The organism is Ochrobactrum sp. EDr1-4 (assembly GCF_049199085.1).
Lineage (GTDB): Bacteria > Pseudomonadota > Alphaproteobacteria > Rhizobiales > Rhizobiaceae > Brucella.
This window is the reverse complement of the sequence record NZ_JBLZOF010000008.1, coordinates 1-25394: the sequence shown is the minus strand read 5'-3', so window position 1 is coordinate 25394 and position 25394 is coordinate 1. Positions and strand designations below refer to the sequence as shown.

The following is a 25394-nucleotide window of genomic DNA, read 5'->3' as shown; positions in this document are numbered from 1 at the left end:
AAGCATCTGCCCTTTGATGAGGGCAGATGCTTCCGAGAAAGTATTAGCTTATGCGTCGCGCTTGAGGACCTTCAGACCGGCCGCTTTGTCATAGCCGTGAATTTCCTTCACATCGAGTTTGCGCATGAACTCGATGATTTCACGCGTGATGACCTGACCAGGAACCATGATCGGGAAGCCCGGTGGGTATGGAATGACAAAGTTAGCCGAAACCAGTGTCGGACCTTTCTCAAGCCGTTCATCCACGGCTGCACCATTCAAAGGAACAAATTCACACTGTTCGCTCTTATAGGCATCGTAGAACGCGCCGCGAATATCACCGTTCAATGTCGCAGCTTTCGGATCGCCCCGATAACAGTCGTCGAAACGGCTGAAGTTCGGCAGGTTCGGCACATCCTCAACGAGCGTCCGCACCTTTTCCGCAAAGCTTTGAATGCGTGCCTCTCCGCCTTCCTTCAGGCTTTCTTCGATTTCCTGCGAAATTTCGAGCAGCACACGAACCAGCAGAGCCACGTCGCTGCGTGAATTGTTGATATTGGACTGTAGCAGAATGCTGTTGCGCGATGTTTTGTTGACCTGAATATTGAAGCGGTCAGCCAGAATGTTTTTGAAGCTGGTGCCATCAAAGCCAGCCTGACCACAGGTCAGCGTCATACGGCTCGGATCAAGCAGAAACTCATCGTCACGAACCGCTTTGACCGCATCAGTCCACGTCAGCGAGCTATCGTTGAAGTCCGTGAGGCTCGATTCACGATATTCAGCCGGAACCATTTCTGCATTGTTGAGGACGCGGAAATATTTAGAAATAATCGGATGGCTGTTGATCTGTTTGCGAATCTCCAGCGCGATCTGAAGCGCATTTGACACAAGGCCATAACCTTCAAGTTCCATCTGGCGGCGTGCCACATCAAGACTTGCGATGATTTGCAGGTTTGGGCTTGTCGAGGCGTGGGTGAACACGGCTTCGTGGAACTGTGCTTCCACTTTACTGAATTCGATATCGCGAACCAGTACCACCGATCCCTGACGCAGCGCCGACATGGATTTGTGAATGGAATTGGTCTGATACACCCGCAGTCTGACCACATCCGGATCTGGGATCAGACGTGTTGCAAGCAGCACGTCATCGGATGGGTTTTCGCCAAGCGCTTTCTGCTGTTCCTGCCATGCCTTTTTGGCATCTGGTGTGGAGAGGTAATCTTCCAGTGTCCGCGCTGCCCCCATGGCTGTTCTTTGACGCAGGAATGGCGACCAGTGAGCAAAACCAAACCATGCTTCATCCCACAGGAAAACAAGATCGGGCTTGATAGCCAGACATTCTTCCATAACGCGCCGCGTGTTGTAAACATGGCCGTCAAAGGTGCAGTTGGTGAGGTCGATCATCTTCACGCGGTCGAGCTGATCCGCAGCGCGAAGTGTGAGAAGAGCCGACTTGATGGTGTTTATGGAGACGGCGCCATACATCGAATATTCGGTCAGCGGGAATGCTTCGACATAATAGGGTTCAGCACCGGCGAGAACGCAGCCATAATGATGCGACTTATGGCAGTTTCGGTCGATGATAACGATATCGCCCGGCGCGAGCAGCGCCTGAAGCACCATCTTGTTGCTTGTCGATGTGCCATTAGTGACGAAGAAGACATGCTCTGCTCCGAAAGCACGGGCGGCTAATTCCTGTGCTTCCTTGATGTTGCCTGTCGGCTCAAGCAGGCTGTCAAGACCGCCCGTCGTGGCCGAGCTTTCTGCAAGAAACAAGTTTGGGCCGTAAAACTCGCCCATATCCCGTATCCAGTTCGACTTGAATACAGCTTTGCCGCGCGCGATAGGCAGTGCGTGAAAAGTTGCAATTGGTCTTGCTGCATAATGTTTAAGATTATCGAAGAATGGCGTGTGATAACGTTTGTGTACGCCTTCGAGGATCGAAAGATGCAGTTCAAGCGGTTCTTCGACCTGATAGAATAATCGGCTGAATATCTGATTATCCGGATCGCCTGCCAGATGTTCGATCTCGCGGTCACTGAGGAGATAAACGTCGAGCTCAGGGCGAATCTTCTTGATAGCTTGTGCCGTCCGAAGGGCCAGACGGCTATCATCTTTGATTTCAGCCAGATCAATGACTTCGGAAATCGCGGTAATCAGCGGGTTTATCTCTGCAGCCTTAGCCGAAAAGCCCTCATAGAGAACAACCGACGCGATTGAAGGATTCACCAGAATAGCTGTCAGGGCATCTTCTGCATTTCCAGAGACAACTGTCTCATAGATGAACTCATCTTCAGGGCGACGAATGGAGCGCGCTTCGCGCGCAATATGCTGCCAGCGCGATGTCATGTGCGGAACAACGGAAAGCACTTCAAAATAAGGCTTTCTTTCGATGTGATTGATCGCCTGCGGCAGCCGGTCAGCTGGCTGGCTATCATCAGCGTCCCAATTTTCCCACGCCGAAATGTCGGCCATGTATTTCTGCGAAATAATGCTTGTAGAGATGTTCTGCGCCGCGCGTAGGAACCCTCGTGCATCGCCATCGTTCAAACGTGCATGCAGTTTGCTCAGGACTGAGCTGCCTGGGTAAGCAAAGAAACGCTCGATGGTTTCAAGCCCGTCAAGAACCTGACGGATTGTTTCGGTCCGGCTATCATCGCCGTTAACCCAAAATCGTCCTTCCGAAAGGATAGTTAGCCACTGATCGGACCGCATTGCCGGAGTAGCCAAAGATCTACCTAGAATGGAAGGGGTATTACTCGGCTTCTTCGTAGAATTGATCATTACAATTTGCTTTCTGAGACGAGAACAAGGGGGAAAGTAGAAAGGGCGTTTTCGTATAGGCAAGATGAAAAACGCCCTGATCTTTGTTGAGGGCCTTTCTAGAGGCCAGACTTCGTGCGTTGCAATGTCGTATCATCAACAATGACATGATGCGGCGAGCGGGCACGCGGATGCATGAAAAAATGCCCTTCCGGTGCATTGTGAAGCTTGATTGGCACCAAAGTGACGTTGGTCTTCTTGCCGCGCTTATCGTGCAGAGCGTAGACGATGAACGGGATCGCCAGAACAACAAGGAAGCAAACAACGAGTAGCGTCACATAGGTCTCATCAGCCGTTTCCCCTCCGATGGATGTCGGTGGGTAAAACGAAACGAAAAATGCCATGATCGAAACAAGGAAGCCGACGACTGCAACACCTATCTTGAAGCCGTTACTACCAGGTACGCGGAATGTACGCTTTAGTTCCGGCTGCTTCCGAACGAGATGGATATAGCCAAGGAATAGCAAGAAGTATGTACAAAGATAGATTACCACCGTAAGAGCGAGAGCAATCAGAAACGACATATTACTGCCACCACCGGTATTTGTCAGAACAATAATCGCAATCGATGTCAAAATTAGCTGTGCTACAACGAGTGCGACCGGCACGCCATTCTTGTTAACCTTTGCAAACGTTGTTGGAAGAATTCCCTTCTGAGCTGTAACCAACATACCCCGCGACGGTCCTACAATCCATGCTGCAATCTCGGCGAGAACACCAAGCAGAAGCAGTGCTGCAATGATGCGAACAGTCCATTCGAAACCGGGGCCAAAATGTGCTACCAGTGCGCTGAAAGTCTGTACCACGCCCGAAGACAGGTTGATCTCGTTAGACGGAATGGTTGCAGCAACCGAGAGACCGCCAATTGAGCTTAGCACGATCGCTGCGATCATAAGCAGTATCATCGCTATCGGATAATCACGTCCCGGATTCTCCATTTCATTAACGTGTGTCGCAGACGCTTCAACACCCATATAGCTGAGAATGAAGGCAACAAAGACAACAAGTGTGCCGATCTGTGTGAAGTCAGGGAAGAATGTCTGCGCTGACATTTCTATCTGTAAAGGCGCACCGCTCGACAGATAAGCGATAGCCAGGGCAGCTAGGATTAACGCTGGCAACAAAATACCAGCGAAGAAGCCCACTTTGGCGATAATCGCGGTATATTTTGTGCCACCCAACTGGGTAAAAGCTAGCGCCCAAAGAATAACCAAAGCGGCGATAGTTTTGGTGATTGGATCGGCATTCAAAGCTGGCCAACTTAGGATATAGGAGAGGGCACCAAGCACGAAGTAAAGCATCGGAAGAAACCCGATGGCAATTTCAAGATAACAAAATGAGATTGCTGCAAAGCCCCATCGCTCGCCAAGCGTGTTTGAAACCCAGGCGAATACACCACCCTCTTCCCAGCCTTCAACCGTTGCCATTTCAGCAGCACAAAGACCGACCGGAATAAACCATAAAATTCCACCAAGCAGTAGGAAGAAAACCAGACTAAAACCTGATGTTGCAAAGGTTGGATATTCATAAACCGCCATCACCATGGAAGCGGTAATGGCAAAAAAGCCAATCATCGATAGCTGTTTAGCCGGAATAGCGGCTTTGGTATTCGCCATAGTAAGTCCCCTCTGTAAAGAGATGATCACGAGATCGATTGAGCACCAATCTCGTGAGTAAGTTGCGAATAATCAAATGAATGTAGAGAAAGTTAAGTGTGGCTGAATCCACCAGCCTCGTCTTCGGTTAGTGGTTTGCTGACTGGATGTTTTTCGAAGTAATCAAGACTGCGCTTAAGATCGTCGATCAGAAGGCTACCCAAATCACGGCTGACGCCGTGCCGCACCAGAATGCGTTGTACCACAAGGTCCTCGCGATCTGCTGGCATTGAATAGGCAGGTACCTGCCAACCACGGCTGCGCAAACGATCGGCCACATCATAGAGTGTGTAGCCACCGATTGTCTGGCCCTCTTTCAGCTTCCATGCCAGCGCAGGAATGCCTTTCTGACTGTCACCATCAAAGATCACCTCAAATGGTCCGAGCTTTGCGATCTCGTCTGACAGATATTGCGCCGTTTCATAACAGGCATTGTGAATCTTCGCATAGCCTTCATGCCCGAGACGCAGGAAATTATAATATTGCGCTATGATCTGCCCCCCAGGACGCGAGAAATTCAACGCGAAAGTCGGCATATTTCCGCCCAGATAGTTCACGTTGAATATAAGCTCCTCCGGCAGATCAGACGCTTCGCGCCACACAACCCAGCCGGCACCCAAAGGTGCCAGACCAAATTTATGGCCAGATGTGTTGATCGATTTTACACGCGGCAGACGGAAATCCCATTCGATATCAGGCGCACAGAAAGGTGCCAAGAAACCGCCACTGGCACCATCCACATGGATAGGAATGTCCAGTCCAGTTTCTTTCTGGAGCCTATCCAAAGCGTCATGAACAGCCTTGACCGGCTCGTATTGGCAGGTGAAGGTCACCCCCATAGTGGGTACCACGCCGATCGTGTTTTCATCGACACGCTTGAGCACTTCTTCCGGGCTCATGATCAGGCGGTCGCCCTCAAGCGGAATTTCTCGCAACTCGACATCGAAATAGCGGGCAAATTTATGCCAGCAAATCTGTACAGGGCCACAAATCAGGTTTGGCTTATCCGTCGATAGGCCCGCCGCGGCGCGCTTCTTACGCCATTGCCACTTGAGCGCCAGTCCGCCCAGCATTGCCGCTTCTGATGAACCGGTTGTGGAACAACCGAGCGTATTCTCAGCATCCGGTGAATTCCACAGATCGGCGATCATATGCACGCAACGCGCTTCAATCTCTGCTGTCTGCGGATATTCGTCTTTGTCGATCATATTTTTATCGATCGACAAATCCATCAGCTCGCGAATTTTCTCATCGACCCATGTCTGACAGAACGTTGCGAGATTCTGACGCGAATTACCGTCCAGCATCAACTCGTCACGCACAGCAGCAAACACATTGCGTGGATCGCGCTCTTCTTTTGGAAATTTTGTCTTAGGCAAAGAAGCGGATAATTCTAATGATGCATATACATCGTCCAAGCCGTTGTATTTTGCAGAAATAGATTTTTTAGTCATACATAGCCCTCCATTCAATGGTTACCCATATGTATTACATTTTAATTCGTCGCTCATGTACGCTCGTTATGTCAACCTAAGTTAAGTAAAAAATATCAGATTAGTTAATTGAATAGCTAATCATTATATTTGCTATTGTCACCACTGATTCATTATGCATAGTTTAAGTCCTAAATCTGAGCATGTAATTGGGGGGGGATATAATTTGTCATTAAATCTTCAAGATAACGTTATTGCTGCTTACAAAATTGCCAAGCAGACATCTGGTGGAAACAACGCTGATTATATTCCTTTTCTGGCCAAAGTTCCCAGTGAACTAATTGGTGTCGCTATCGTGACTGCAGATGGCCAAGTCTTCAAACAGGGTGATACTGATTATAAATTCGCACTCGAATCCATTTCCAAAGTTTTTACACTTGCTCTTGTCATGGAAAAAATCGGTCCAAAGGCGGTCAAGGAAAAGCTAGGCGATAGCCCTACGGGTATGCCGTTTAATTCTGTACAAGCACTGGAATTACATGAGGGAAAGCCGCTTTCGCCACTTGTAAACGCAGGGGCGATAGCTGCTGCAAGTCTTGTTCCAGGCGATGATGCAGAGCAATGCTGGTCGAATATTCTCGATATGCAAAGCCAGTTTGCCGGACGAGAAATTCAGCTCAGTGACGAGGTCAATAAATCCGAACAGGATACAAATTTTCACAATCGGGCGATTGGCTGGCTGCTATACAGTGCAGGAACCTGCTATAGCGACCCAATGCGGGCAGTCGATGTCTATACAAGACAATGCTCTACACTCGTCGATTGCGTCGATCTCGCCACCATGGGCGCAACACTTGCAGCCGGTGGTATAAATCCCATCACCCAAAAGCGTATTATTAAAAAGGAGCATGTTGCACCATTGCTCGCCGAGATGATGATGGAAGGTTTATACACCTCCTCGGGCGATTGGGCATATTCAGTTGGCTTGCCTGCAAAGAGTGGTGTCGGCGGCGGACTTGTCGCTGTCATCCCCGGAAAAATGGCAATCGCTGCATTTTCACCGCCATTGGATGAGGCGGGCAATTCTGTACGTGCACAAGTAGCTATCAGCGAAATTGAACGGCAATTAGGGGGTAACCTTTTCAAGGTAACTTAGGTCATGTTGCCAAAGTATGGCCGCCATAATTTGACAGTTGCTATAGCGACGAGGGATTGCAATGATCTTTTTTGTATCGTTACGAGTGGTAATACGACGAAATTACTTTAGCCTATTGAACATGCTCTTAATGCGATAGCCATCTGTATAAGCATAAAAATCGCAAGCGGTAAGGTTTTTCAGTTGGCATTTGACGGAATAACGGTCTTTAAGCCACTTTGGGAAAGTCATCCACCACGGCCGTTGTTGGGCCAATAATCAAACTTGAAGGGGGACAAATCGTCGTCAGAATTTTTAGAAGCGAGCATGTTTTTAACTGGCACTCAAAATTAAAAACGGGCCAACAAATCTCCGCCGGTTACATCAAGGTTTTGTTTTCGCCGTAAGCGCGCCAATGACGCTCTTGCGCGTCTCAACGAGCGCTTTAGCTGTTAAATTCCAGCTGAACTTGATCCACTGAGGGGCCGGATAATAACTTGGATTGGTTTTACGTCACAAATCCAAGACTTTTTCGATATTTGATTGTTCTTTGAGTGCTAAGTGACCTCTTAATCCACTTCTTTGATAATTTGTTTGAGTGTGGTGTTTTTCCAGTCGCGAGAGTAACAGAGCTCCGTTTCCAGTCTGCCGGAGAAGCCTTCGCATGCAGCGTTCTGGCAAACACGCCTTGCGGGACATCGAGCGCACCAACTTCGCATAGTTAATACTCTATAGCCAACCCGGTCAGCGATAGTGTGCACCGAACGGCTAACACTTGATGTTGTCTTGGATGCGACCCGTGCTCCTGAACTAGTTTATCAAACCGAAATTGCTGATCGAGATACCATTAGGCGCTCATCACCCAATCGAGCTTCGAGGATGTCTTGGCGTCCTGTCGTAAAACCAGTCTAAGTTATTATACCCACTTTCGACCTATTGGCCTTACCTTAGCGAACGGGCCGTAACAGGTAGTGTCCAACACCCCAGACATTGCCATTTTCGTGACCAAACAATCCAGCAGTTGCGAGGAAGAACAGTCGCCAACGGCGCTCCCAAAGACCGGCATCCTGCGCATAGACCTGTTGCAGAATAGGTCTGATCTTATCAATCGATTTATCGAAATTGCTCAGCCAATCCAACGCAGTTTTTTTATAATGCCTGCCTGACCATCGCCAATCCTGTTCCACGGTGAAAATATCGTCAAAGCGATGCGGCAGATCAAAGGCTGGCATGATACCGCCAGTGAAGAAGTGATGCGCAATCCAGTCGGCAGGGTTTTCATGGTTGAAGCGATAGGAGCGATCGCGATGGGTGAAAACATGGATGAACAACTTGCCATCAGGATTGAGCCATCCGCGTACTCGCTCAAACAGCGATTTCCAGTTTGACATGTGTTCAAACATTTCAACGGAAACAACGCGGTCGAAGCGCTGATCGACTGAAAAGTCGTTCATATCGGCGGTGATGACAGTGATGTTTTTAAGGCCGCGCATCGCAGCCTGTGCTTCGATGTAAGCACGTTGCGGAGCGGAGTTCGAAACGGAAACAATGTGGGAGGCGGGAAAGTTTCCGGCCAGATAAAGCGATAGCGAACCCCAGCCGCAACCAAGTTCAAGAATATGCATACCATCGCGAAGGTCGGCGTGACGCACGGTTTCGCTCAATGCGTATGTTTCAGCTTGTGCAAGCGTGGTGTTATTGTCGGGATAATAGCAGCAGGAATATTTGCGCTGTGGTCCCAGCGCGAGTTCAAAGAAATGCGGTGGCAACTCGTAATGCTGGCGGTTGGCGTCATCGGTATTCGTGGCAACGGGAAAGTCATTCATGGTTTTGAGGAAATCGAGCTCAATTTGCTCAGGTGTTCCGGCTAGTCGGCGTTTGGTGCGACCGCAAAGATACTCGATGCCCGCAAGTGTGATTGTGTCGCTCAGAGGAACGCGCTCTGCCGCATTAATTGCATAGGTCAGCATATCCATGTTCAGACTCCTAATTTCCTGGGGCCGGGAAAAAACGCATTGACGCGGCGTTGCAAGGCGCGGAATTTTTCACCGCGCGATTTCAGCATATGGTCTTCAAGTGGTGGGATGCCCGAAACATGAACCAGCAGCCAGTACATCTGGATGGGGGCGAGAAGCGATAGCCAGCTCCATGGTGAAGCGGTGATTGCCATCAACGGCCATGAGCACCAGAACAACCACTCAAAGAAATAATTGGGATGACGCGAATAAGCCCACAGGCCTGTCTCGCAAATTTCGGTTCTGGCGGCTGGGGTTTTACGAAATTTTGCCAGTTGGGCGTCTGACAATCCTTCGCCAGCAATGGCGATCACAATGATCGCAGCTGCAATAAGGTCAAAGAAGTGCGGGAAAAAAGGACGGCTGACGGCTGCAAGATACACTGACGAGACAAGAATAAATGCGGCCAAAGCCTGAATTTGCAGAAACCAAAACAGACGCTTTGAAGCGTCGGCTCCCCATTCTCTCATGAGCTTAGCATAACGCGGGTCTTCGCCATGCGACAGACTTCGGTTGGCGATATGCACCCCAAGACGTAGCGACCATGCAAGGATCAGGATCAGAATTATAGAACGCCGCTGCCATGGTGTGTCGGCCAGAACAACGGCAATAACCGAACCTATGCCAACGGAAATTGACCAGATCGCATCGATCCAGCCGCTTTTCCCGGTCTTCCGCTCCAGTGCCCATGCAAACGTCATGATCGCAGAGAGACTGATAGCAACAATCAAAAGCAGACCGGCTTGCATGGCGGACCTTTGGTCGTGAGTTTGTTTTACCTGATACAATACGTTTGGTTTTGCTTTTTGGTTTCCTAACAGGCTCAAAAAAATGAAAAAACTTCGCTGCTTCATTGAACCAATTGCTTTCGCAAAACGTAAGACAGTCAAATGCAGCAAAGATGCCGCTGGGAGAGAGACTTATGGACATCACGAGTAATCCGGGCAGCACCAGACGTCTGAAAGTCGCAATCATTGGTAGCGGTATTTCGGGGCTGTCGGCTGCTTGGTTGTTGTCGCAACGCCATGATGTTACGATGTTTGAAGCCTCCGACCGTATTGGCGGACATAGTAACACTGTCGAATTTAACAGCGCTGTCGGACCTGTTGCCGTGGACACCGGCTTTATTGTCTATAATGAAGTGACCTATCCCAACCTGACGGCCCTGTTTCGTGCATTGGAAGTTCCCACAGTCGCGTCGAATATGTCCTTTGCGGTTTCGGTCGGAAATGGTGCCTATGAATATTCCGGCGGAACCGGACTTGGATTATTTGCTCAAAAGTCCAATCTTGTCAGCCCACGCTTCTGGTCAATGATCCGCGACCTTTTGCGATTTTATCGCAATGCGCCCAAAGACTTATCGATGATGGACGGCATCTCGCTTGATGATTATCTGGTGAAAAATTGTTATGGCCGGGCTTTTCGGGAAGATCATCTTTATCCGATGGCCGCGGCGATCTGGTCTACGCCCGCGATGGAAGTCGGGCGTTATCCGGCTGCAAGCTTTGTCCGGTTTTGCTGCAATCACGGCCTGCTTGCTTTGCGTGACAGGCCGATCTGGCGGACTGTTGCTGGTGGCAGCCGTGAATATGTGAAACGTATTACAAAACCCTATGCAGACAGGATCAGGCTTTCGACACCGATCACGTCGGTTAGGCGTTCCGAAAATGCCGTCGAACTGATCGATGCAAAAGGTGTCTCTTACACCTTTGATGACGTGGTGATTGCCACCCATGCTGATCAGGCCTTGCGCATGCTCGCAGATCCAAGTGCCGATGAAAGTCGTATTCTCGGTGCGTTTCAATGTTCGTGCAACGAGGCGGTACTGCATAACGATGCTTCGCTCATGCCAAAACGCCGTGCTGCATGGTCAAGCTGGAACTATCTGACGAACGCAAAAACAGGGCCCTCCCAGCCGTCGATCACCTATTGGATGAACCGTTTGCAGGCGCTGGGCCATGCGCCCGATACTTTCGTTACGCTTAATCCATGTCGCGCTCCGCGTGAGGAACTGGTGATACGTCGCGAAATCTACGAGCATCCGATTTTCGACATGGCAACCGATCGCGCGCAAAAGGAAATCTGGTCGTTGCAGGGGCAGCGTCGCACATGGTTCTGCGGTGCGCATTTTGGTTCCGGTTTTCACGAGGATGGTTTGCAGGCAGGTCTGGCCGTTGCCGAAGATCTTGGTGGCTTGCGCCGTCCGTGGCAGGTGGAGCAGGAGAGTGCGCGCATCGTTCGTCAGCCGATAGCCATTAGAGAAAGGATGCTGGCATGACGAAAGCCTTCCAGTCAGCACTTTTCCCGGGGCATGTAACGCATGCGCGTTCACGGCCAAAAGTGCATAAGCTTGCCTATAAGATTTATTCGCTGCTGCTTGATCTGGATGAGTTGCAAGCCCTTGATAAGAAATTGAAAGCGTTTTCGGTCAACAGCTTCAATCTGTTTTCATTTTTTGAGAAAGACAGAGGCAATGGCTCTGCTACGCCTCTCCGTGCGCAGGTGGAAGACGCCATGCGCGGCGCTGGAATTGAACCGGATGGTGGTGCAATCAGACTTCTGACGATGCCGCGCATTCTTGGCTGGGCCTTTAATTCGCTGACGGAGTTCTTTTGCTATAATCGCAGAGAGGAACTCGTCGCTATCCTTTGGGAAGTCGACAATGCGTTTCATCAGCGCCACGGATATATGATCCCAGTCGAGGCCACCCAGAATGGTCGTATCGTACAAAGCTGTGACAAGGCCTTTTACGTGTCGCCATTCATGGATATGAAGCTGCGCTACGAGTTTGAAGTGTCGCCTCCGTCTGACACGTTAACAATTCTTATCAACAGCTTTGATGATGAAGGTTTGCTTCTGACGGCGCGCCATCTGGCTCGCCGGGTAGAACTCAGCGATGCCGCCTTGCTGCGTGCTTTCTTTGCGATCCCGTTTCTGACCTTACGTGTGGTTGGCGGTATCCATTGGGAAGCGTTGAAACTCTGGCGGAAGGGTATCAAGCTTCGCAAGTGCAAATATCGCCACAAGACCCAATCACACATATTCGTCGTCAGACGTCCCAGCAGAGGAACGAGGCCGCATGAGCCAGCTTGATGAGACTTCTTCTCTTCCCACATCCGTTTCTTTAGGCCGTTCAACCTGGACACCTTCGGCTCGTCTTTTGCGCCGGTTGCTTAATCAGGTGCGCTATGGGCGGCTGGTAATCGTGCTGCCTTCGGGAAAGTCGCTTGTTGCTCAGGGCAGCTTGCCAGGGGCAGACGCGAAAATCATTCTCAATAACTGGCGTTCTGTGCGGCGTATGGTGATGGGCGGTGATATTGGCTTTGCACAAGCCTATATTGAAGGCGACTGGACAACGCCCGATTTAACCTCAGTCATTCGTTTCGCAGCACGTAATCGCGATACTCTGCTATCCACATTGCGTGGATCACGCTTCATGCGCCTTGTTCATCGCATGGGCCATTTTCTCAATGCCAATACACGGCGTGGCAGCCGTAAAAACATCGAAGCCCATTATGATCTCGGCAATGATTTCTATCGCCGGTGGCTCGATCAGACGATGCTTTATTCATGCGCAATCTGGAATGAGAAGACGCATAGCCTTGAAAATGCGCAGGAGTATAAGTTGCAGTTCATAGCCGACAAACTGGCGCTTGAACGCGGCGAAAAAATCCTTGAGATCGGTTGTGGCTGGGGTGCTCTGGCAGCATTTCTGGCGGCAGAGGGCGATGCACATGTGACGGGAATTACCTTATCGCCATCGCAGCTTGCCTGGGCAAATAAGGTTGTTTCTGATGCCGGACAGGTTGAGGCAGTTGATCTGCGTCTGCAGGACTATCGCGATGTCGAGGGACAATTCGACCGCATCGTTTCCATTGAAATGTTTGAGGCAGTCGGCGAAGCTTATTGGCCGGAATATTTTGCGACGCTGAAACGCTGTCTCAAGCCGGGTGGTCGTGCGGTTTTGCAGATCATTTCGATTGAAGATGCGCGCTACGAAAACTATCGCCGCAAGGCTGATTTTATACAGAAGTTCATTTTTCCGGGTGGCTTTCTGCCATCGGATAAGGTGCTTGAACGCGATCTGTCGAAAGCCGGTCTGGCTTTAAAAGAAATTGAGCATTTTGGCCGTTCATATGCGCTTACCCTCGCCGAATGGCGTCAGCGCTTTATCTCTAATTGGCCGGCAATCGAACAGCTCGGCTTTGATGATCGGTTCCGTAAACTCTGGGAATATTACCTTTGCTATTGCGAAGGTGGTTTTGAAGAAGGGGCAATCAATGTAGGCCTCTACACGATTGAGCATGCTTAACAATCCAAACTAAAGATGCAGGAGGCGTCGATGAAATGGATAATTATGATCGGCATTACGGCAATGTTATTTCCTGTGTCGGCACAGGCCGAAGCAATAGGCGGTAACTGGGCACGCGGTGATGGTAAGGCGCGGGTCAAAATCGCGGATTGTGGCAAAGATATTTGTGCCACCAATACATGGATCAAGCCGGGGACTGCAAAAGAGAAAACCGGCGACCGGCTGGTTATGAGTATTAACGAGACTGCGGACGGCCAATATTCGGGAACGGCTTTCGATCCGCAGCGTAATCTCACCTACAAGATCAACGTCAAGGTCAATGGCGACAAGATGACCACCAATGGCTGCGTTCTGGCGGGCCTGTTGTGCCGCGATGTCAGCTGGTCGCGAATAAAATAAGAGAGTGAAGCATTCATGAAGTCCTATATTGTTGCTTATGTGGTAACGGCTATTGCTTTTCTGGCGATTGACTCAGTGTGGCTCACCAATATGGCGAATGTGTTTTATCGCCCTGTGATGGGTGACATGCTCGCGCCGAGTTTCCGCCTTGCCCCGGCGATTGTTTTCTATGTGATATTCGTGTTCGGACTGGTCTTTTTTGCGGTCAGGCCGGGCCTTTTAGCTGGTAGTGGAGCAGTCACGCTTTTGAACGGTGCTCTTTTGGGATTTGTCGCCTATGCCACTTATGATCTGACCAATCAGGCCACGTTGAAGAACTGGTCGTGGACGCTGACAATTGCTGATCTGATCTGGGGCACTGTGTTATCTGCGGTTTCAGCCTATATTGGCTATTGGGTAACATCCCGGGTCATTGGGTAGGCTAAAGAGTTAGCTCTTGGGACAGCTATGTGAAGTGAAAATTGAGGGGGAGCTCGTTGAGACATCTGGTTTCCCCATAATCGATGTAAAGCCGAAACCGCAAGTATTTTCTAAATAACAGTGGGATAGTTCTGACATAGAATATAATTTATTTTATAATTTTGAAAATATTAATGATATTTTTATCGATTTAATTAGTACTTATGAGTTTTCTTAATAAGAAAATCATATTTAGGTTAATTATTATAAAGATGTTATTTATGATGGCTTTCAAGTATTCAAAATTCAGAAGTAAAGATTGAAGACATGGTTTAAAATCAGCAAACCGCGACTGAACCACGCTCTTACCTCAAGCCGATCGTGGAATTGGATGATAAATGCTTGTAAGTTAGGAGCGTAATTTTGCTATCAGCAAAAAGTGCAAGCGTAAAGTTTGCAACTGGAAAGGGAGAGTAAATTTGATTTTCAGCGCTGATTAAGCCGATGCCTGCATCCACAGCTCGAACAGGTAGTTGATACCTACCTAAACTAATCGCTATCCACCGTTACGTTCATTCCACGCCGAAAATGCGATTAGGACAATCCAAACGGCCGATATTGTTGTGATAAATGTTGCCATCATTTTCCCTTTTAATGTGATAAACTAGGTGACCAGGAAAAGGTTCACAGGCATCTACAAAAAAGCAAACACTTTTGGGTTATTCTGAGGCTGTCTCCAAACCGGAATTGCGGTGATATGTCTATCAGCGTCATGAAGCGCGCTCGAGTGCGCCATTTGAACGGTTAGGTCATGGATAGTGGTCAGTGTCCGCTAACTGCTCCTTTGAGCGTTATGCACTATGAGTATGATAAAATAAAACTTTCGCGGAAATATTTGCCGGGCAATCAAATTTAGAAGAGTAGAGAACAAGTCCGCAATAACCGAAAAATATACCTTTATTCGCATGGATAATCCAATTAAGGATGTGGTAATCGTCATTACGTCTCAAATTGATTATGTTCTAGAGAATGCTTAATGAACTGCCATATAATAACAGTGGGTGGCAGAAATTTGGGCGCGGTGATTTGCGTTTTCTTAATTGAGAAAAAACATTGCCAAACATCTTCTCGCTGAAAAATGTCTTGGTCCGAGAACGACTTACAGGTACGTTAACAGAGTTCAAAGCCAAGTTGCACGTATAATTTCGATTGCTACCAAAAAGAGCGTGGACTAAAATTTCCGTAAAGCATGGTGCATTTGGTAGCTCAGGTAGATTTCATGGCCCATCATTCTCAATACAGAAGCCTAGATAGCTATGAATTGTCACTTGTTTGCATAAAACCGCAGCATCTAGCTGGACTTCAAGCTCTTTCGGTAAGTGTTGGCTGGCCACAGAGAGAGCGAGACTGGATTGCTAATCTGGCCTTAGGAAAAGGTGTAGTGGCTATTGATCAGATCGGTAGAATTCAAGGATCCGCTATGTACTTCCCGTTTGGTGAAGACCGGTTTGCCATAGGGATGACGATCGCTCATCCTAAGCTGGAAAATTCCGGATTAGAAGAGTGGCTTATCAGCCACGTCGTTGAAAAGACCGGTGGCGGACCCACATTTCTAAATGCTTGTAATCATTCAATTACATTCTATGAGTCTGTAGGTGCCAGCAAAGCCAGTTATATTTTTCAGTATCAAGGATATCTCCTCGATCTGCCGCGTTTTAAAGTGACTTGCCGCCCCGCCAATATCAACGATCTTCAAGGAATTTGCAATTGCGATGCGGACGCTTATTCTGCTGATCGAAGTCATCTTCTGCGTTATCTTGCAGGCATATCTGAAGTGCGAGTTATTGATCGTGGAGGAAAAATAGTTGGTTTCTCCATGCGAAGACAATTTGGCAGAGGACATTTAATAGGTCCAGTAATGGCTTTTAACGATGATGATGCGATTTCCCTGACGGGCGCTCTGATGAAAGGTTTAAAAGGCCAGTTTATTCGGTCCGATACGAGAGCTTTATTTGGGCGTTACACTGAGTTTCTCATAGCGACAGGATTGCGAGCTGTATCGAATGTTACGACAATGGGTCTTGGCTCATGGTCTGATTTTCATCCACAATTGGCATACGGGCTATCCAGCCATTCAACTGGATAATTCTCATGGCGAAGAACTCAATGGGCTGAGCCTATCCGGCAAACAAAAAATGGCCTCGCGCATTCGCTCTGAACTGGGCATGGTATTCCAGAGCTTCAATGTTTGGTCACGCAAAGCCCTTCCCGAAAACATCATTGAAGCGCCGATCTATGTGCAGGGACGTTCGCGTTCTGAATGCTTGCACCAGGCAGAAGCTTTGCTCGCTAATGTGACATTGCCGAAAAGCGCAATTTCTATCCGGCACATTTGTCTGGTGGCCAGCAGCAGACTGTAGCCAATGCGCTTGCACTCTCCATGAAGCCGTTATGTTGTTCGACGAACGACCTCAGCGCTTGATCCGGAACTGGTTGACGAAGTGCTGCGCGCTGTGGGCGGTCTACTAGGAGAGGAATGCCGTACGATGCTGGTAGTCAAGCACTTACTGGACTTTGCGCTTGATGTGTCCAATTGCGTGGTTTTGGTGCACTAGGAGCTGGTCGAACAAGAAAGTGCGCCCGAAGCGCACTGATCACGGCCTACTTTCCCCGACAGCTCCAAGTTTTCGATTTGCGTATCGCAATGAGAAGTAAACTTTGTGCGGAAAGCAGGGTCGCATCTGATGAAGATACCTTATGGCAGGGCTATCACTTGTGGCAATCTGGTTCAACGTCCGGACACGCCTGCGTTGGTAAGGACCATGGGATCGGGTAAAGCTGTCAACCCAAAATCTATCATCACGCCATACCTTCTTAGCCAATTGCAAACTCAGTCGCAGATAAACAGTCTCACCTATTTTAGCATACGATAGTCCGGGTATTTCAAAAAAGCTTCTAAACTTAATGATCAAAAAATGTTCTCATCGCAGAGCCACGTCACGTCCTTAATCTATTCACATATTGAAGCGGGATATACCCTAAAAGAACCACTATCAGTCTGCCTATCGCTGTATCGACGAGACGCTGAGCTCCATAGTCAATATTGGCAGTTCCTGGAACTATGACATCAACAAGCATTAAAATCAGTGGTGTTAGAAAAACGGCTTGCAGAATGTAGGATCGCTGCATTGCCCACGGCAACATAGCGCTCAAAGCGGCCATCAGAGCAATGAACAAAGCGCCTTTTGGAACGGCTGTTAAGATTACAGCGCCGATTATGACGCCAAGGATTGTTCCGATGGTGCGTTGAATTGCACGGTCTCGAATTGATCCAAAGTCAGGCTTCATCACCAAACCGACTGTGAGGGGGATCCAGAACCAGTGGGCATCATGATCAAACCAATGGGAAGAATAAGAAACACCAAGGCAGACCGAAAAAGCGATTGCGGTTGCTACAATTGATCGTTGAGTTGCAGCACGAATTTGGGCTGAGGAACTATGAGTTACCTTTTTTGATTGAGCATCTTGTGAATGCCAACCGCGTATCAACGCTTCCAAACCGAGGACTACTGAATAGAGAAGAGTACCCACCAGATAAAGAGCCGCAGGCTGCCAAAATGGTTTAATAGCAGGAACTCCAAGTGCGATTGACGCTAAAAGTAGTGCCTGGAGCGTGCCGATGGATAATGTGCTGCTTTTGTTGCTCAAATATGCTGCGCAAAAGCCGACAAGCATCATTGCAAAAACAACGAAAGCCCAAGGCAATATCCCAAGATAACCGAGGAGGTAGCCTGAAGCACCGATTGGCGCAGAAATCAGCATTTTTTTAAATATTGAACTATAGCTGCCTGAGCCTTCGCCGGTCGCCATCATCAGGCAACCCATCGCGATCCACATGCCGGTCATTATATCGTTAAAGAACAAAGCAACAGCAAAAGGGAATCCGATGCAAAAGGCTGTTCTTATCGCGCGCCACGAGTTCCAGGTTGCTGGCTTCAATTCAAATAATTCTGAAGCAATATTATTTTTTGCTGATGCCTGATCCATATCCCCGCCCCAAAACTCGCTTAACTCATATTAACTAACTATAGTGTCATTACTGAAAGAATAAATGTTCTTATTAAATTATACCAAAAAAGGCTTTTGCGCGTCGGTCAGCATTGACCTTCGGATAAAATGTTGTTTGGGCGCTTACGAATAGAGGCGTTATTACATAAAGGTACGTCCTATCAGATTCCAGTCTTCACTACAAAGACAACATTATCCGATTGATGGGCATCTAAAGCAGTGTTTAGGATCTCAATCGCTCCCGTTTCGTTCATCTAGTCGTCGTTTAAGCGGATTTCAACATTTAACCCAGACTGCCGTAGGATTTCTGGTTCTCTTGGCAGTGCACATTTTTTATGTATTTATCTCGCCGGACAATTAAAACTTATCGTCATAGAACCTGTCTCATAGTGTTCGAAGCGAATTCAAAGACTAAAATAAGTTACTAAAAAAGGTCCCAAATCATATCTCTCATATAGATGTCTGAATCAATGGTACTGGCATCAGAAGGTCGAAAATTAAAATACTGAACTCACGCAATTCTTAAAACACGTACTCTAATTACACTTTATCAAACAGCGACTACGAAGTTAAATATTATTTTCATAGTGACCTAATATGGAATCCGGATGTTTAACAGATGACGTGTTCTCAATTCGAGACCTACATTGAATAGATATAAGTTATTCAGATATTATAAATAAAGACTTGTGTAGACTATCTGCGCTACCCTCGGTAACCTGGGTGATTATTTTGATTTAATGTGATGCCGACGTGGGAGTGTCGTTATGGTTGAGTTAAACAGCGAGCGGCAACGCATTAATGCTCTTCATGAGCTCAACATACTTGACACCCCACCATCGGCCGCCTTTGATGCAATCGTTGAAACTGCTGCCGCTATTTTTAACTGTCCCACTTCCCTTGTTTCACTTATGGCGGAAGACCGGCTATGGTTTAAGGCAAAATGTGGGATAGACCTTGATGGAACGTCGCGCGAGATCGCTTTTTGTGACTACACAATTAGCCTGAAGAAACCGCTCGTCGTCTACAATACAACGAGTGATCCCCGTTTCTGTAATAATCCACTTGTCACTGGCGAGCCGAATATACGGTTCTATGCCGGCGTACCTCTATCGCTTGACCGAGAACTTTATCTTGGAACACTGTGTGTGATTGGGACAGAGCCCCAAGTTCCCAGTGATGAGCAAATCGCCCAGCTCGTAAGGTTAGGTCGAGCTGTCGAAGGTCTGTTATTGGCGCATCGCCATCTTGTGATGTCAACCGAATCCGCTGCAGAGGCCAATCGTCAATCACGCGAAGCTGGCCGCCGCGGAGCATTGTTGTCACAAGTGGAGACGATGGCTGCTATAGGCGCATGGAGGATCAATGTTGCAACAACAGAGGTTATTTGGTCCGATCAAATCCGTGTTATTCACGAGCTTGAAGATGGTGAAACGGTTAACTTAGAGGACGCCCTTAGTTTTTATCCGGAACCGGATCGCACGCTTGTCAGGAATGCTGTCAAAGATGCTGTGGAATTGGGCAAGTCGTTTAAGTTCGATATAAATTTTATCACAGCGCGTGGCCGCAAGCGGCGTATTCGTGCGAGTGCAGATGTGGAAATGGACGAGGGGAAGCCGGTCCACGTCATCGGTATTTTTCAGGATATTACCGAATATTATGAAGCAGAGCGTGCGCTTTGGCTCAGTGCACATGTTGATCATCTTAGCGGCATTGCCAATCGGCACTGGTTCCAAAAAGATCTGGCCGAGCGACTTTTAAAAAGGCGGCGTCGGGCAAAAAAAATTCATGTTCTTATGATCGACCTCGATGGGTTCAAAGAAGTTAACGACACGCTTGGCCACCACGCAGGCGACGAAGTCATCAAGACGGTTGCGCGGCGGCTTGAGCAGGTTGCAGGAACAGGAGCTTTCGTCGCACGTCTCGGCGGTGATGAATTTGCTTTAATTGTAGACAGGTCAATTTCGTTTAGCAGTCTGCGTGTCCTTGCCGATGAAACACTCTCCCAAGTGAGTTTGCCAATACGTTTTTATAGCGATGCGATCCACGTGACTGCGTCTTTGGGGATCGCTTGCTTTCCAGATGATGCAGATACGCCCGACGGATTGCTTCGTTGCGCTGATATGGCGCTTTATAAAGTTAAGCGGTCCGGAGGCGGGAATATAGGCTTTTACACCTCTCAAACAGCCACAATCTTTGATACCAGACGTGCTGCAATTGATAAGGTTCGCACAGCCGCTGCTACTGGACGAATAATGCCCCACTATCAGCCCAAGTTTCGGCTAGCCGATCTTTCCGTATATGGTTTTGAAGCGTTGGCTCGTATCGTGGACGACGACGGTTCAATTATCGGACCGTCTGAGTTTTGGCCTGCATTTTCTGATCCCATGAGTTCGAGAACAATCACCGAGCACATGCTCAACGCAGTTGTTGCAGATATTGCCTCCTGGAGATGTCTGGGGCTGGATCCGGGCATTATAAGCTTTAACGCTTCCGAATTTAGCTTTCTCAATCCCGACTTCGCAGATTTACTCACCCGAAAAATCGACGCAATGAACGTTCCGCGCTCAAGCCTTGAGGTTGAGATAACGGAAACGGTTCTTTGGGGAGATGATCTAAAGCTTGTAGGACAACTTCTGGCGGAGCTTCGATCCGCCGGCATGCAAATCTCGCTGGATGATTTTGGGACTGGTTATGCCTCACTCACTCACTTGCGCGACTTTCCGATTAATACTTTAAAAATCGACCAGTCCTTCATTGCCGGACTTGGCAAAAAGCCACAAAACACAGCTATCGTAAAAGCAATAGTCGAACTAGGCCATAATCTCGGTATGGCCATCGTGGCTGAAGGTATTGAAACACAAAGTCAGCTGGATTTTTTACACTCGATCGGATGTGATAATGGTCAGGGATACCTAATCAGTAAACCGCTTCCGGCAGATAACGTATTGAAAATCTTGCGCGGCTAACGTGCTGAATACATTTTGCCGACGATGACCTGAAGCATAGCAATCGTTCATTGAATATTGCAAGTTATAATCGATGCTTTCTGCGTGCAAAATGATGCGAGCAATTTGTATAGGGTCGGTAACTCCGCTGTCGTAGACGTGGTATATTTGTTTGGCTAATCTTTGAGCTTTGATCGGACTTTGAGTTGTGCGGCCGAGTTGATGGCAAGTTTCACGATACGCTTCCTGCATAGCGCTCAACTGTTGGGGATTATATGTGCCAACAAATAGTCCAGATCGAAACGGCATATGAGGTTTTTCCATTTGAACGACGAGTGTCTCTGACGAAATTAATGCTCCTCGCGTGTTCAGCAGCGCACCGTCTAAACGTCATTACTCGTCAGCTTTGATTTGTGCATGCGAAATGAGAGCAAAAATAAACGTCCCGCCAAATACATTGCCAAACAGAGTGGGAATGCCAAAACGCAAAACTGCGTCTGTGAAGGAAACTTCGCCAATCAGCAAAAGAAATATAACCTCAATGGAACCGACTATTATATGTGTAAAATCGCCGATGGCTATTAAGTAGGTGACGAGAAATATTATTGCGAAGTGTGAAGCTTTTGTGCTGTGCAACATCCATACAAGCGTAGCGATCAGCCAGCCGGATATTATACTCTTTCCAAACATCTCTCCTGCAGTGTTTTCCATTAAATGATGCCCCATTGCTACAAATGAGCGTAACGTGTCATCAGAAAAAATGGGTAGCATGGCGAACGCGGTGGCTGCTATTCCTCCTCCAATCAGATTTCCAGTAAGTACAACTCCCCAAAGCCTGGCAACCCGCCACAAATTACGGACGCTTGGTTGGTCCATAAACGGCAGCACAGGTGTTATAGTATTTTCAGTGAAAAGCTGCTGGTTCGCTATAATTACTATGATGAAGCCGACCGAATATCCTGCTGAGCTTATCAGAAACGACATTTCGGACGCTGGCAGGTTGGCTTCGAGGATGCCTCTTGCCATCATAGAAAAACTCATCGATATGCCAGCGGCGATGGCCGACCAGAGTAATGCGAGCACATCACGCCCGAGCTCTTTCTCGCCGTGTCTGCGTATCAATTCATGTATCGCAGCGGATTTAGATGGGAGTGCTTCCTTCAGCGTCTCCGCTGTTTGCTCGGTACTGGTGGTTTCAACCATGTTGTGCCCCATAGAGCCGATGATTGTTGCTGGATGATTAAAGTCACTTTTGAAGAGAGAAGCAGTTTAATATTTTAAAACACTTACCAAATAAACGTATTGTTAAAGTGAAATGATTCGAGTAAACCAATACTTATTGCATGTCATTATTGGTTAAACACACAATAAAACGTCGCATCTCGCAAATCTAAGATATTTGTCGGATCTGGAATTTACCTCTATCAGTAACGTCTCGTGATAACAAAAATTACGAAACTTAACTTGAAACCTTCAATAAACGTTTGTTTTCTTCGATAGCGCCCATAATAAATTCTTTAAATTTATCATCAGTCGAAGCCTCAAACTGCATTTCATAATTACGTATTTCGTTTAAGAGCGTTGAGATCATGTATTTCTTTTCAGTTGGATCAATCTTTTTACTTACAGATCGTAACACGTTACGCAAACTATGAATCTGCCCCATTAAGTAGGCGCAACCATCTTCGACCACTCTGTATTCCATTCGTTTTTGGCAAGCGCCCCGACCACTGCAAGATAATGCTAATCATAACCAATCGTTCCCAGTGCTCGGCGATATATTTCGGCTATTTCTTAGGTATATCGGCCCGATGTTGGTGCAGAGAAGCCGTCATTGTTGAGTTTCGCCAGATTTTGAGCCAGATTTCTATTTCGGGCTAAACCACACAAAGATGGAGATCGACAAAGGATTCAACAGGATACCTGCGCTAGGTCTGATCAATATCAAACACAAAACTGGGTCAAACTCAGGCTAGATTCCACAGACTACCCAATAGTTGTTATTAGGTGGCCCATTTCGGGCGTTAGGACAGATGGAAACGGTTTCTGACTGGCAATCAGTACGTCGGCCAATAATGATAGTGACGAGTGGATCGTATCGCTCCAAGGCGGAAAATGCAGTGACTTGGCGCACACAGAAATTTTCTATAGACTGCGTAATTCATATGCATTACAATTAAGCTTTAAGTTGGAGAAATTTATGGCTTCTAACGCACTCGTTCAAACTCGCATTGATGCCGAAGTTAGAGATCGTGCCTCTGCGGTGCTTGAAAGTATGGGTCTTACGGTGTCGGACGTAGTTCGTATCTTACTCACACGGACGGCGAACGAGGGGGCATTACCGCTCGAACTTATATCAGGCAGCGAAGCGCACGATGCCTGGTTTCGCAGCAAGGTTCTTGAAGCGCTTCACGACACGCGACCCGACGTGCCGGATGATGAAGTCACGGCTCATTTCGAAAGACGACGGGCGGCAGCGCGCCTTAAAGCAGCGGCGCTCAAGTCGTGAAGCTCACCTGGTCCGCATTTGCGTTATCAGATCGAGACGCCATCTTCACTTTCATTGAGGCGGAGAATCCCTCATCTGCAATCATGGTCGACGAACGAATAGTCGCGGCTGCTCGTCGCCTAATTGATTTTCCGGCGAGTGGTCGCGTTGGCAGAATTGCCGGGACGCGGGAACTGGTGATAAACGGTACCCCATACGTCGCGGCTTATGCTGTAACACAATCGGCTGTTCGTATCCTCCGCGTACTTCATGGCGCACGGGAATGGCCAGACACGATTCCTACCAGCTAAGCTTCAAACTTTATTTATGGGATCAACGGGGCGCCAATTCGCTTCTCTCCAAGATAGACGGGCGATATCGCCGTTGACGAGGGGCAATCATCAAGAATCTTGACTGGCACTCAATCAGATCGAAGAACATTTAAGTCTGGCTTCCATTTCTGTTCGATGATAGGGGGCATTCCGTTATCCGACCCACGATGCCCAGCGGGGTATTGCGGAGAAAATCGAGTTTTAAATTGCTGGTTGGTACGTGATTTCTGCGTATATGACTAAGAAACGTTTTCAGCGATGCAGGCCAAACTGACCTAAGAGCTGTTATATCGCTGCCTTAGTTGCTTTTTCCCTACGTAAAGCGCATGGTGATCACCACGACAGCATTTGAAACGGGCGCTGTCATTCAGGCTAAGACGCCTGGCCCGCAACAAAGGAGGACAAAATGTCTTCCAATGCTTTGAATCACAGAGACATTACTATGATTTCGCGCCTACTCAGGGAGGTTCGCAAACCTGACGACACGCAAGATTTGCGCAGCGATGCTGCACGCTATCTTGCACGCCGGTTTCAGGAGGGAACACGTGATGAAGGTCGCCTAAAAATCGCGCTGAAACAATTCGCCAAGAAGTATCGAACAATGGCAAAAGCCGTTGATCGTGGGGATGATCAAGGTGATGAAGTTTAAAGCGAAATATAATGGTCCTTTTATTTCCAAACCCTAGCAGAAGTTTCGATGATTTTAAGGCGGGAGTACGATTTGTCGGCTACGATGGAATGACTTCGGTTCCATTTCTAATTGATAAAGCTGCATTTGAGAAAGCCAGCGTCATCCCAGCGACGGAAGCATCGCTCCTTGCTGCCTTCGACGCCTCACGGAAAAAGATATACGATGTCGCCCGCGAAGTTTATTCCAACACTCGGCAAACTTCCTATCGGATTACTCTGGAGGACATGAAGTGAGCCATCTGGAAAGCTTGAAGTAAATGCAAGCCTAGCTGCGTTCATATTTCGGCCTCAGTTGCTTCAAGCGAATAAAGGCGCATCGTACATGTCTCGACGGCCATTGAAATGGGCACTGTCTGTTGGGAGTGCTAACTCCAGTCACAATACAAGGACGACATTGCGTCCTCCAAAATTTTCACACCGTATTTTGGCTCGACTGACTTCCACATGATGCGCGAACTATTGCGACGCACTGGCTGTCGGCTTCGCGATGTAGATAAGAACCGAGCCGCAAGCCTATCCGCGGCACAATTGCTTATCGCAGAAATCTGAACTGGGCGGTCGATATTGCCAACCATGCCGACGCTTGCTCTGCTAGAGCGTGTCCGCTTTACTCGGGGTCATATCCGCACGATTTGAAGTAGTTGGCGCATTCTTGTGGTTCGAACAGCGTAAGGATTTGGCCAACGGTATTCCATAAGCCGTCGACCGTTCGCTCGGC

The 25394-nt window shown here is 48.1% G+C and carries 20 protein-coding genes and 2 pseudogenes; 13 read left to right on the top strand and 9 right to left on the bottom strand.

Annotated features, from left to right (window positions below):
• Positions 1-48: 48 nt before the first annotated feature.
• The 3 genes from ACOZHT_RS19415 to ACOZHT_RS19405 form a co-directional block, all read right to left on the bottom strand.
• The gene (locus ACOZHT_RS19415; RefSeq protein ID WP_421566304.1) at positions 49-2694 is read right to left on the bottom strand and encodes an aminotransferase class I/II-fold pyridoxal phosphate-dependent enzyme; all 2646 of its coding nucleotides are present in this window, start codon (positions 2692-2694) and stop codon (positions 49-51) included.
• A 167-nt stretch (positions 2695-2861) separates the two neighbouring features.
• Positions 2862-4418, bottom strand: a complete 1557-nt coding sequence (gene gadC, locus ACOZHT_RS19410) for a glutamate:gamma-aminobutyrate antiporter (protein WP_339514283.1) — start codon at positions 4416-4418, stop codon at positions 2862-2864.
• 92 nt (positions 4419-4510) lie between these two features.
• A complete protein-coding gene (locus ACOZHT_RS19405; protein ID WP_421566303.1) occupies positions 4511-5911 on the bottom strand; it encodes a glutamate decarboxylase in 1401 nt (466 codons plus the stop codon).
• Between the two features lie 205 nt (positions 5912-6116).
• On the opposite strand from ACOZHT_RS19405, the gene glsA reads away from it, so the two are divergent.
• On the top strand, positions 6117-7046 hold the full coding sequence (gene glsA / locus ACOZHT_RS19400) for a glutaminase A (RefSeq protein WP_339514287.1): 930 nt from the start codon (positions 6117-6119) through the stop codon (positions 7044-7046).
• A 926-nt stretch (positions 7047-7972) separates the two neighbouring features.
• On the opposite strand, the gene ACOZHT_RS19395 is transcribed toward glsA, so the two are convergent.
• A complete protein-coding gene (locus ACOZHT_RS19395) occupies positions 7973-9001 on the bottom strand; it encodes an SAM-dependent methyltransferase (RefSeq protein ID WP_421566302.1) in 1029 nt (342 codons plus the stop codon).
• 2 nt (positions 9002-9003) lie between these two features.
• Positions 9004-9789, bottom strand: a complete 786-nt coding sequence (locus tag ACOZHT_RS19390) for a DUF1295 domain-containing protein (RefSeq protein ID WP_421566301.1) — start codon at positions 9787-9789, stop codon at positions 9004-9006.
• A 173-nt stretch (positions 9790-9962) separates the two neighbouring features.
• On the opposite strand from ACOZHT_RS19390, the gene ACOZHT_RS19385 reads away from it, so the two are divergent.
• From ACOZHT_RS19385 to ACOZHT_RS19355, 7 genes and pseudogenes are all read left to right on the top strand, one after another.
• Positions 9963-11318, top strand: coding sequence for an NAD(P)/FAD-dependent oxidoreductase (locus ACOZHT_RS19385; protein WP_421566300.1), 1356 nt, complete (start codon positions 9963-9965; stop codon positions 11316-11318).
• The gene (locus tag ACOZHT_RS19380; protein WP_339514292.1) at positions 11315-12133 is read left to right on the top strand and encodes a DUF1365 domain-containing protein; all 819 of its coding nucleotides are present in this window, start codon (positions 11315-11317) and stop codon (positions 12131-12133) included. The genes ACOZHT_RS19385 and ACOZHT_RS19380 overlap by 4 nt, the downstream gene beginning before the upstream one ends.
• The gene (locus ACOZHT_RS19375; protein ID WP_421566299.1) at positions 12120-13352 is read left to right on the top strand and encodes a class I SAM-dependent methyltransferase; all 1233 of its coding nucleotides are present in this window, start codon (positions 12120-12122) and stop codon (positions 13350-13352) included. The genes ACOZHT_RS19380 and ACOZHT_RS19375 overlap by 14 nt, the downstream gene beginning before the upstream one ends.
• A gap of 30 nt (positions 13353-13382) precedes the next feature.
• Positions 13383-13751: a DUF2147 domain-containing protein gene (locus ACOZHT_RS19370; protein ID WP_421566298.1), complete on the top strand. Its 369-nt coding sequence runs from the start codon at positions 13383-13385 to the stop codon at positions 13749-13751.
• Between the two features lie 15 nt (positions 13752-13766).
• Positions 13767-14171: a DUF2177 family protein gene (locus ACOZHT_RS19365; RefSeq protein WP_339514298.1), complete on the top strand. Its 405-nt coding sequence runs from the start codon at positions 13767-13769 to the stop codon at positions 14169-14171.
• Positions 14172-15429: 1258 nt separating this feature from the next.
• Entirely contained in the window at positions 15430-16296 is an 867-nt protein-coding gene (locus tag ACOZHT_RS19360) for a GNAT family N-acetyltransferase (RefSeq protein WP_421566297.1), read from the top strand.
• Positions 16297-16315: 19 nt separating this feature from the next.
• A pseudogene (locus ACOZHT_RS19355) lies at positions 16316-16762 on the top strand (ATP-binding cassette domain-containing protein); the annotation flags it as partial.
• A gap of 385 nt (positions 16763-17147) precedes the next feature.
• Here the strand turns inward: ACOZHT_RS19355 and ACOZHT_RS19350 are convergent.
• On the bottom strand, positions 17148-18197 hold the full coding sequence (locus ACOZHT_RS19350) for an FUSC family protein (RefSeq protein ID WP_421566296.1): 1050 nt from the start codon (positions 18195-18197) through the stop codon (positions 17148-17150).
• 788 nt (positions 18198-18985) lie between these two features.
• Here ACOZHT_RS19350 and ACOZHT_RS19345 point away from each other — a divergent pair.
• Positions 18986-21187, top strand: a complete 2202-nt coding sequence (locus ACOZHT_RS19345; protein WP_339514454.1) for a sensor domain-containing phosphodiesterase — start codon at positions 18986-18988, stop codon at positions 21185-21187.
• A gap of 372 nt (positions 21188-21559) precedes the next feature.
• Here the strand turns inward: ACOZHT_RS19345 and ACOZHT_RS19340 are convergent, their stop codons facing one another.
• Positions 21560-22369, bottom strand: a complete 810-nt coding sequence (locus ACOZHT_RS19340) for a formate/nitrite transporter family protein (protein ID WP_339514452.1) — start codon at positions 22367-22369, stop codon at positions 21560-21562.
• Between the two features lie 256 nt (positions 22370-22625).
• Positions 22626-22859 carry a hypothetical protein gene (locus tag ACOZHT_RS19335; protein ID WP_339514450.1) on the bottom strand — a complete coding sequence of 78 codons (234 nt, stop codon included), beginning with the start codon at positions 22857-22859 and terminating at the stop codon, positions 22626-22628.
• Positions 22860-23366: 507 nt separating this feature from the next.
• Here ACOZHT_RS19335 and ACOZHT_RS19330 point away from each other — a divergent pair.
• From ACOZHT_RS19330 to ACOZHT_RS19315, 4 genes are all read left to right on the top strand, one after another.
• The gene (locus ACOZHT_RS19330) at positions 23367-23675 is read left to right on the top strand and encodes a type II toxin-antitoxin system RelB/DinJ family antitoxin (protein WP_064322969.1); all 309 of its coding nucleotides are present in this window, start codon (positions 23367-23369) and stop codon (positions 23673-23675) included.
• Complete coding sequence (locus tag ACOZHT_RS19325) at positions 23672-23965, top strand: type II toxin-antitoxin system RelE/ParE family toxin (RefSeq protein ID WP_339514448.1); 294 nt, start codon at positions 23672-23674, stop codon at positions 23963-23965. The genes ACOZHT_RS19330 and ACOZHT_RS19325 overlap by 4 nt, the downstream gene beginning before the upstream one ends.
• A 427-nt stretch (positions 23966-24392) precedes the next feature.
• On the top strand, positions 24393-24635 hold the full coding sequence (locus ACOZHT_RS19320; protein WP_339514446.1) for a hypothetical protein: 243 nt from the start codon (positions 24393-24395) through the stop codon (positions 24633-24635).
• Between the two features lie 11 nt (positions 24636-24646).
• Positions 24647-24910, top strand: coding sequence for a DUF1488 domain-containing protein (locus ACOZHT_RS19315; RefSeq protein WP_339514444.1), 264 nt, complete (start codon positions 24647-24649; stop codon positions 24908-24910).
• Between the two features lie 373 nt (positions 24911-25283).
• On the opposite strand, the pseudogene ACOZHT_RS19310 reads toward ACOZHT_RS19315, so the two are convergent.
• A pseudogene (locus ACOZHT_RS19310) lies at positions 25284-25394 on the bottom strand (IS630 family transposase); the annotation flags it as partial.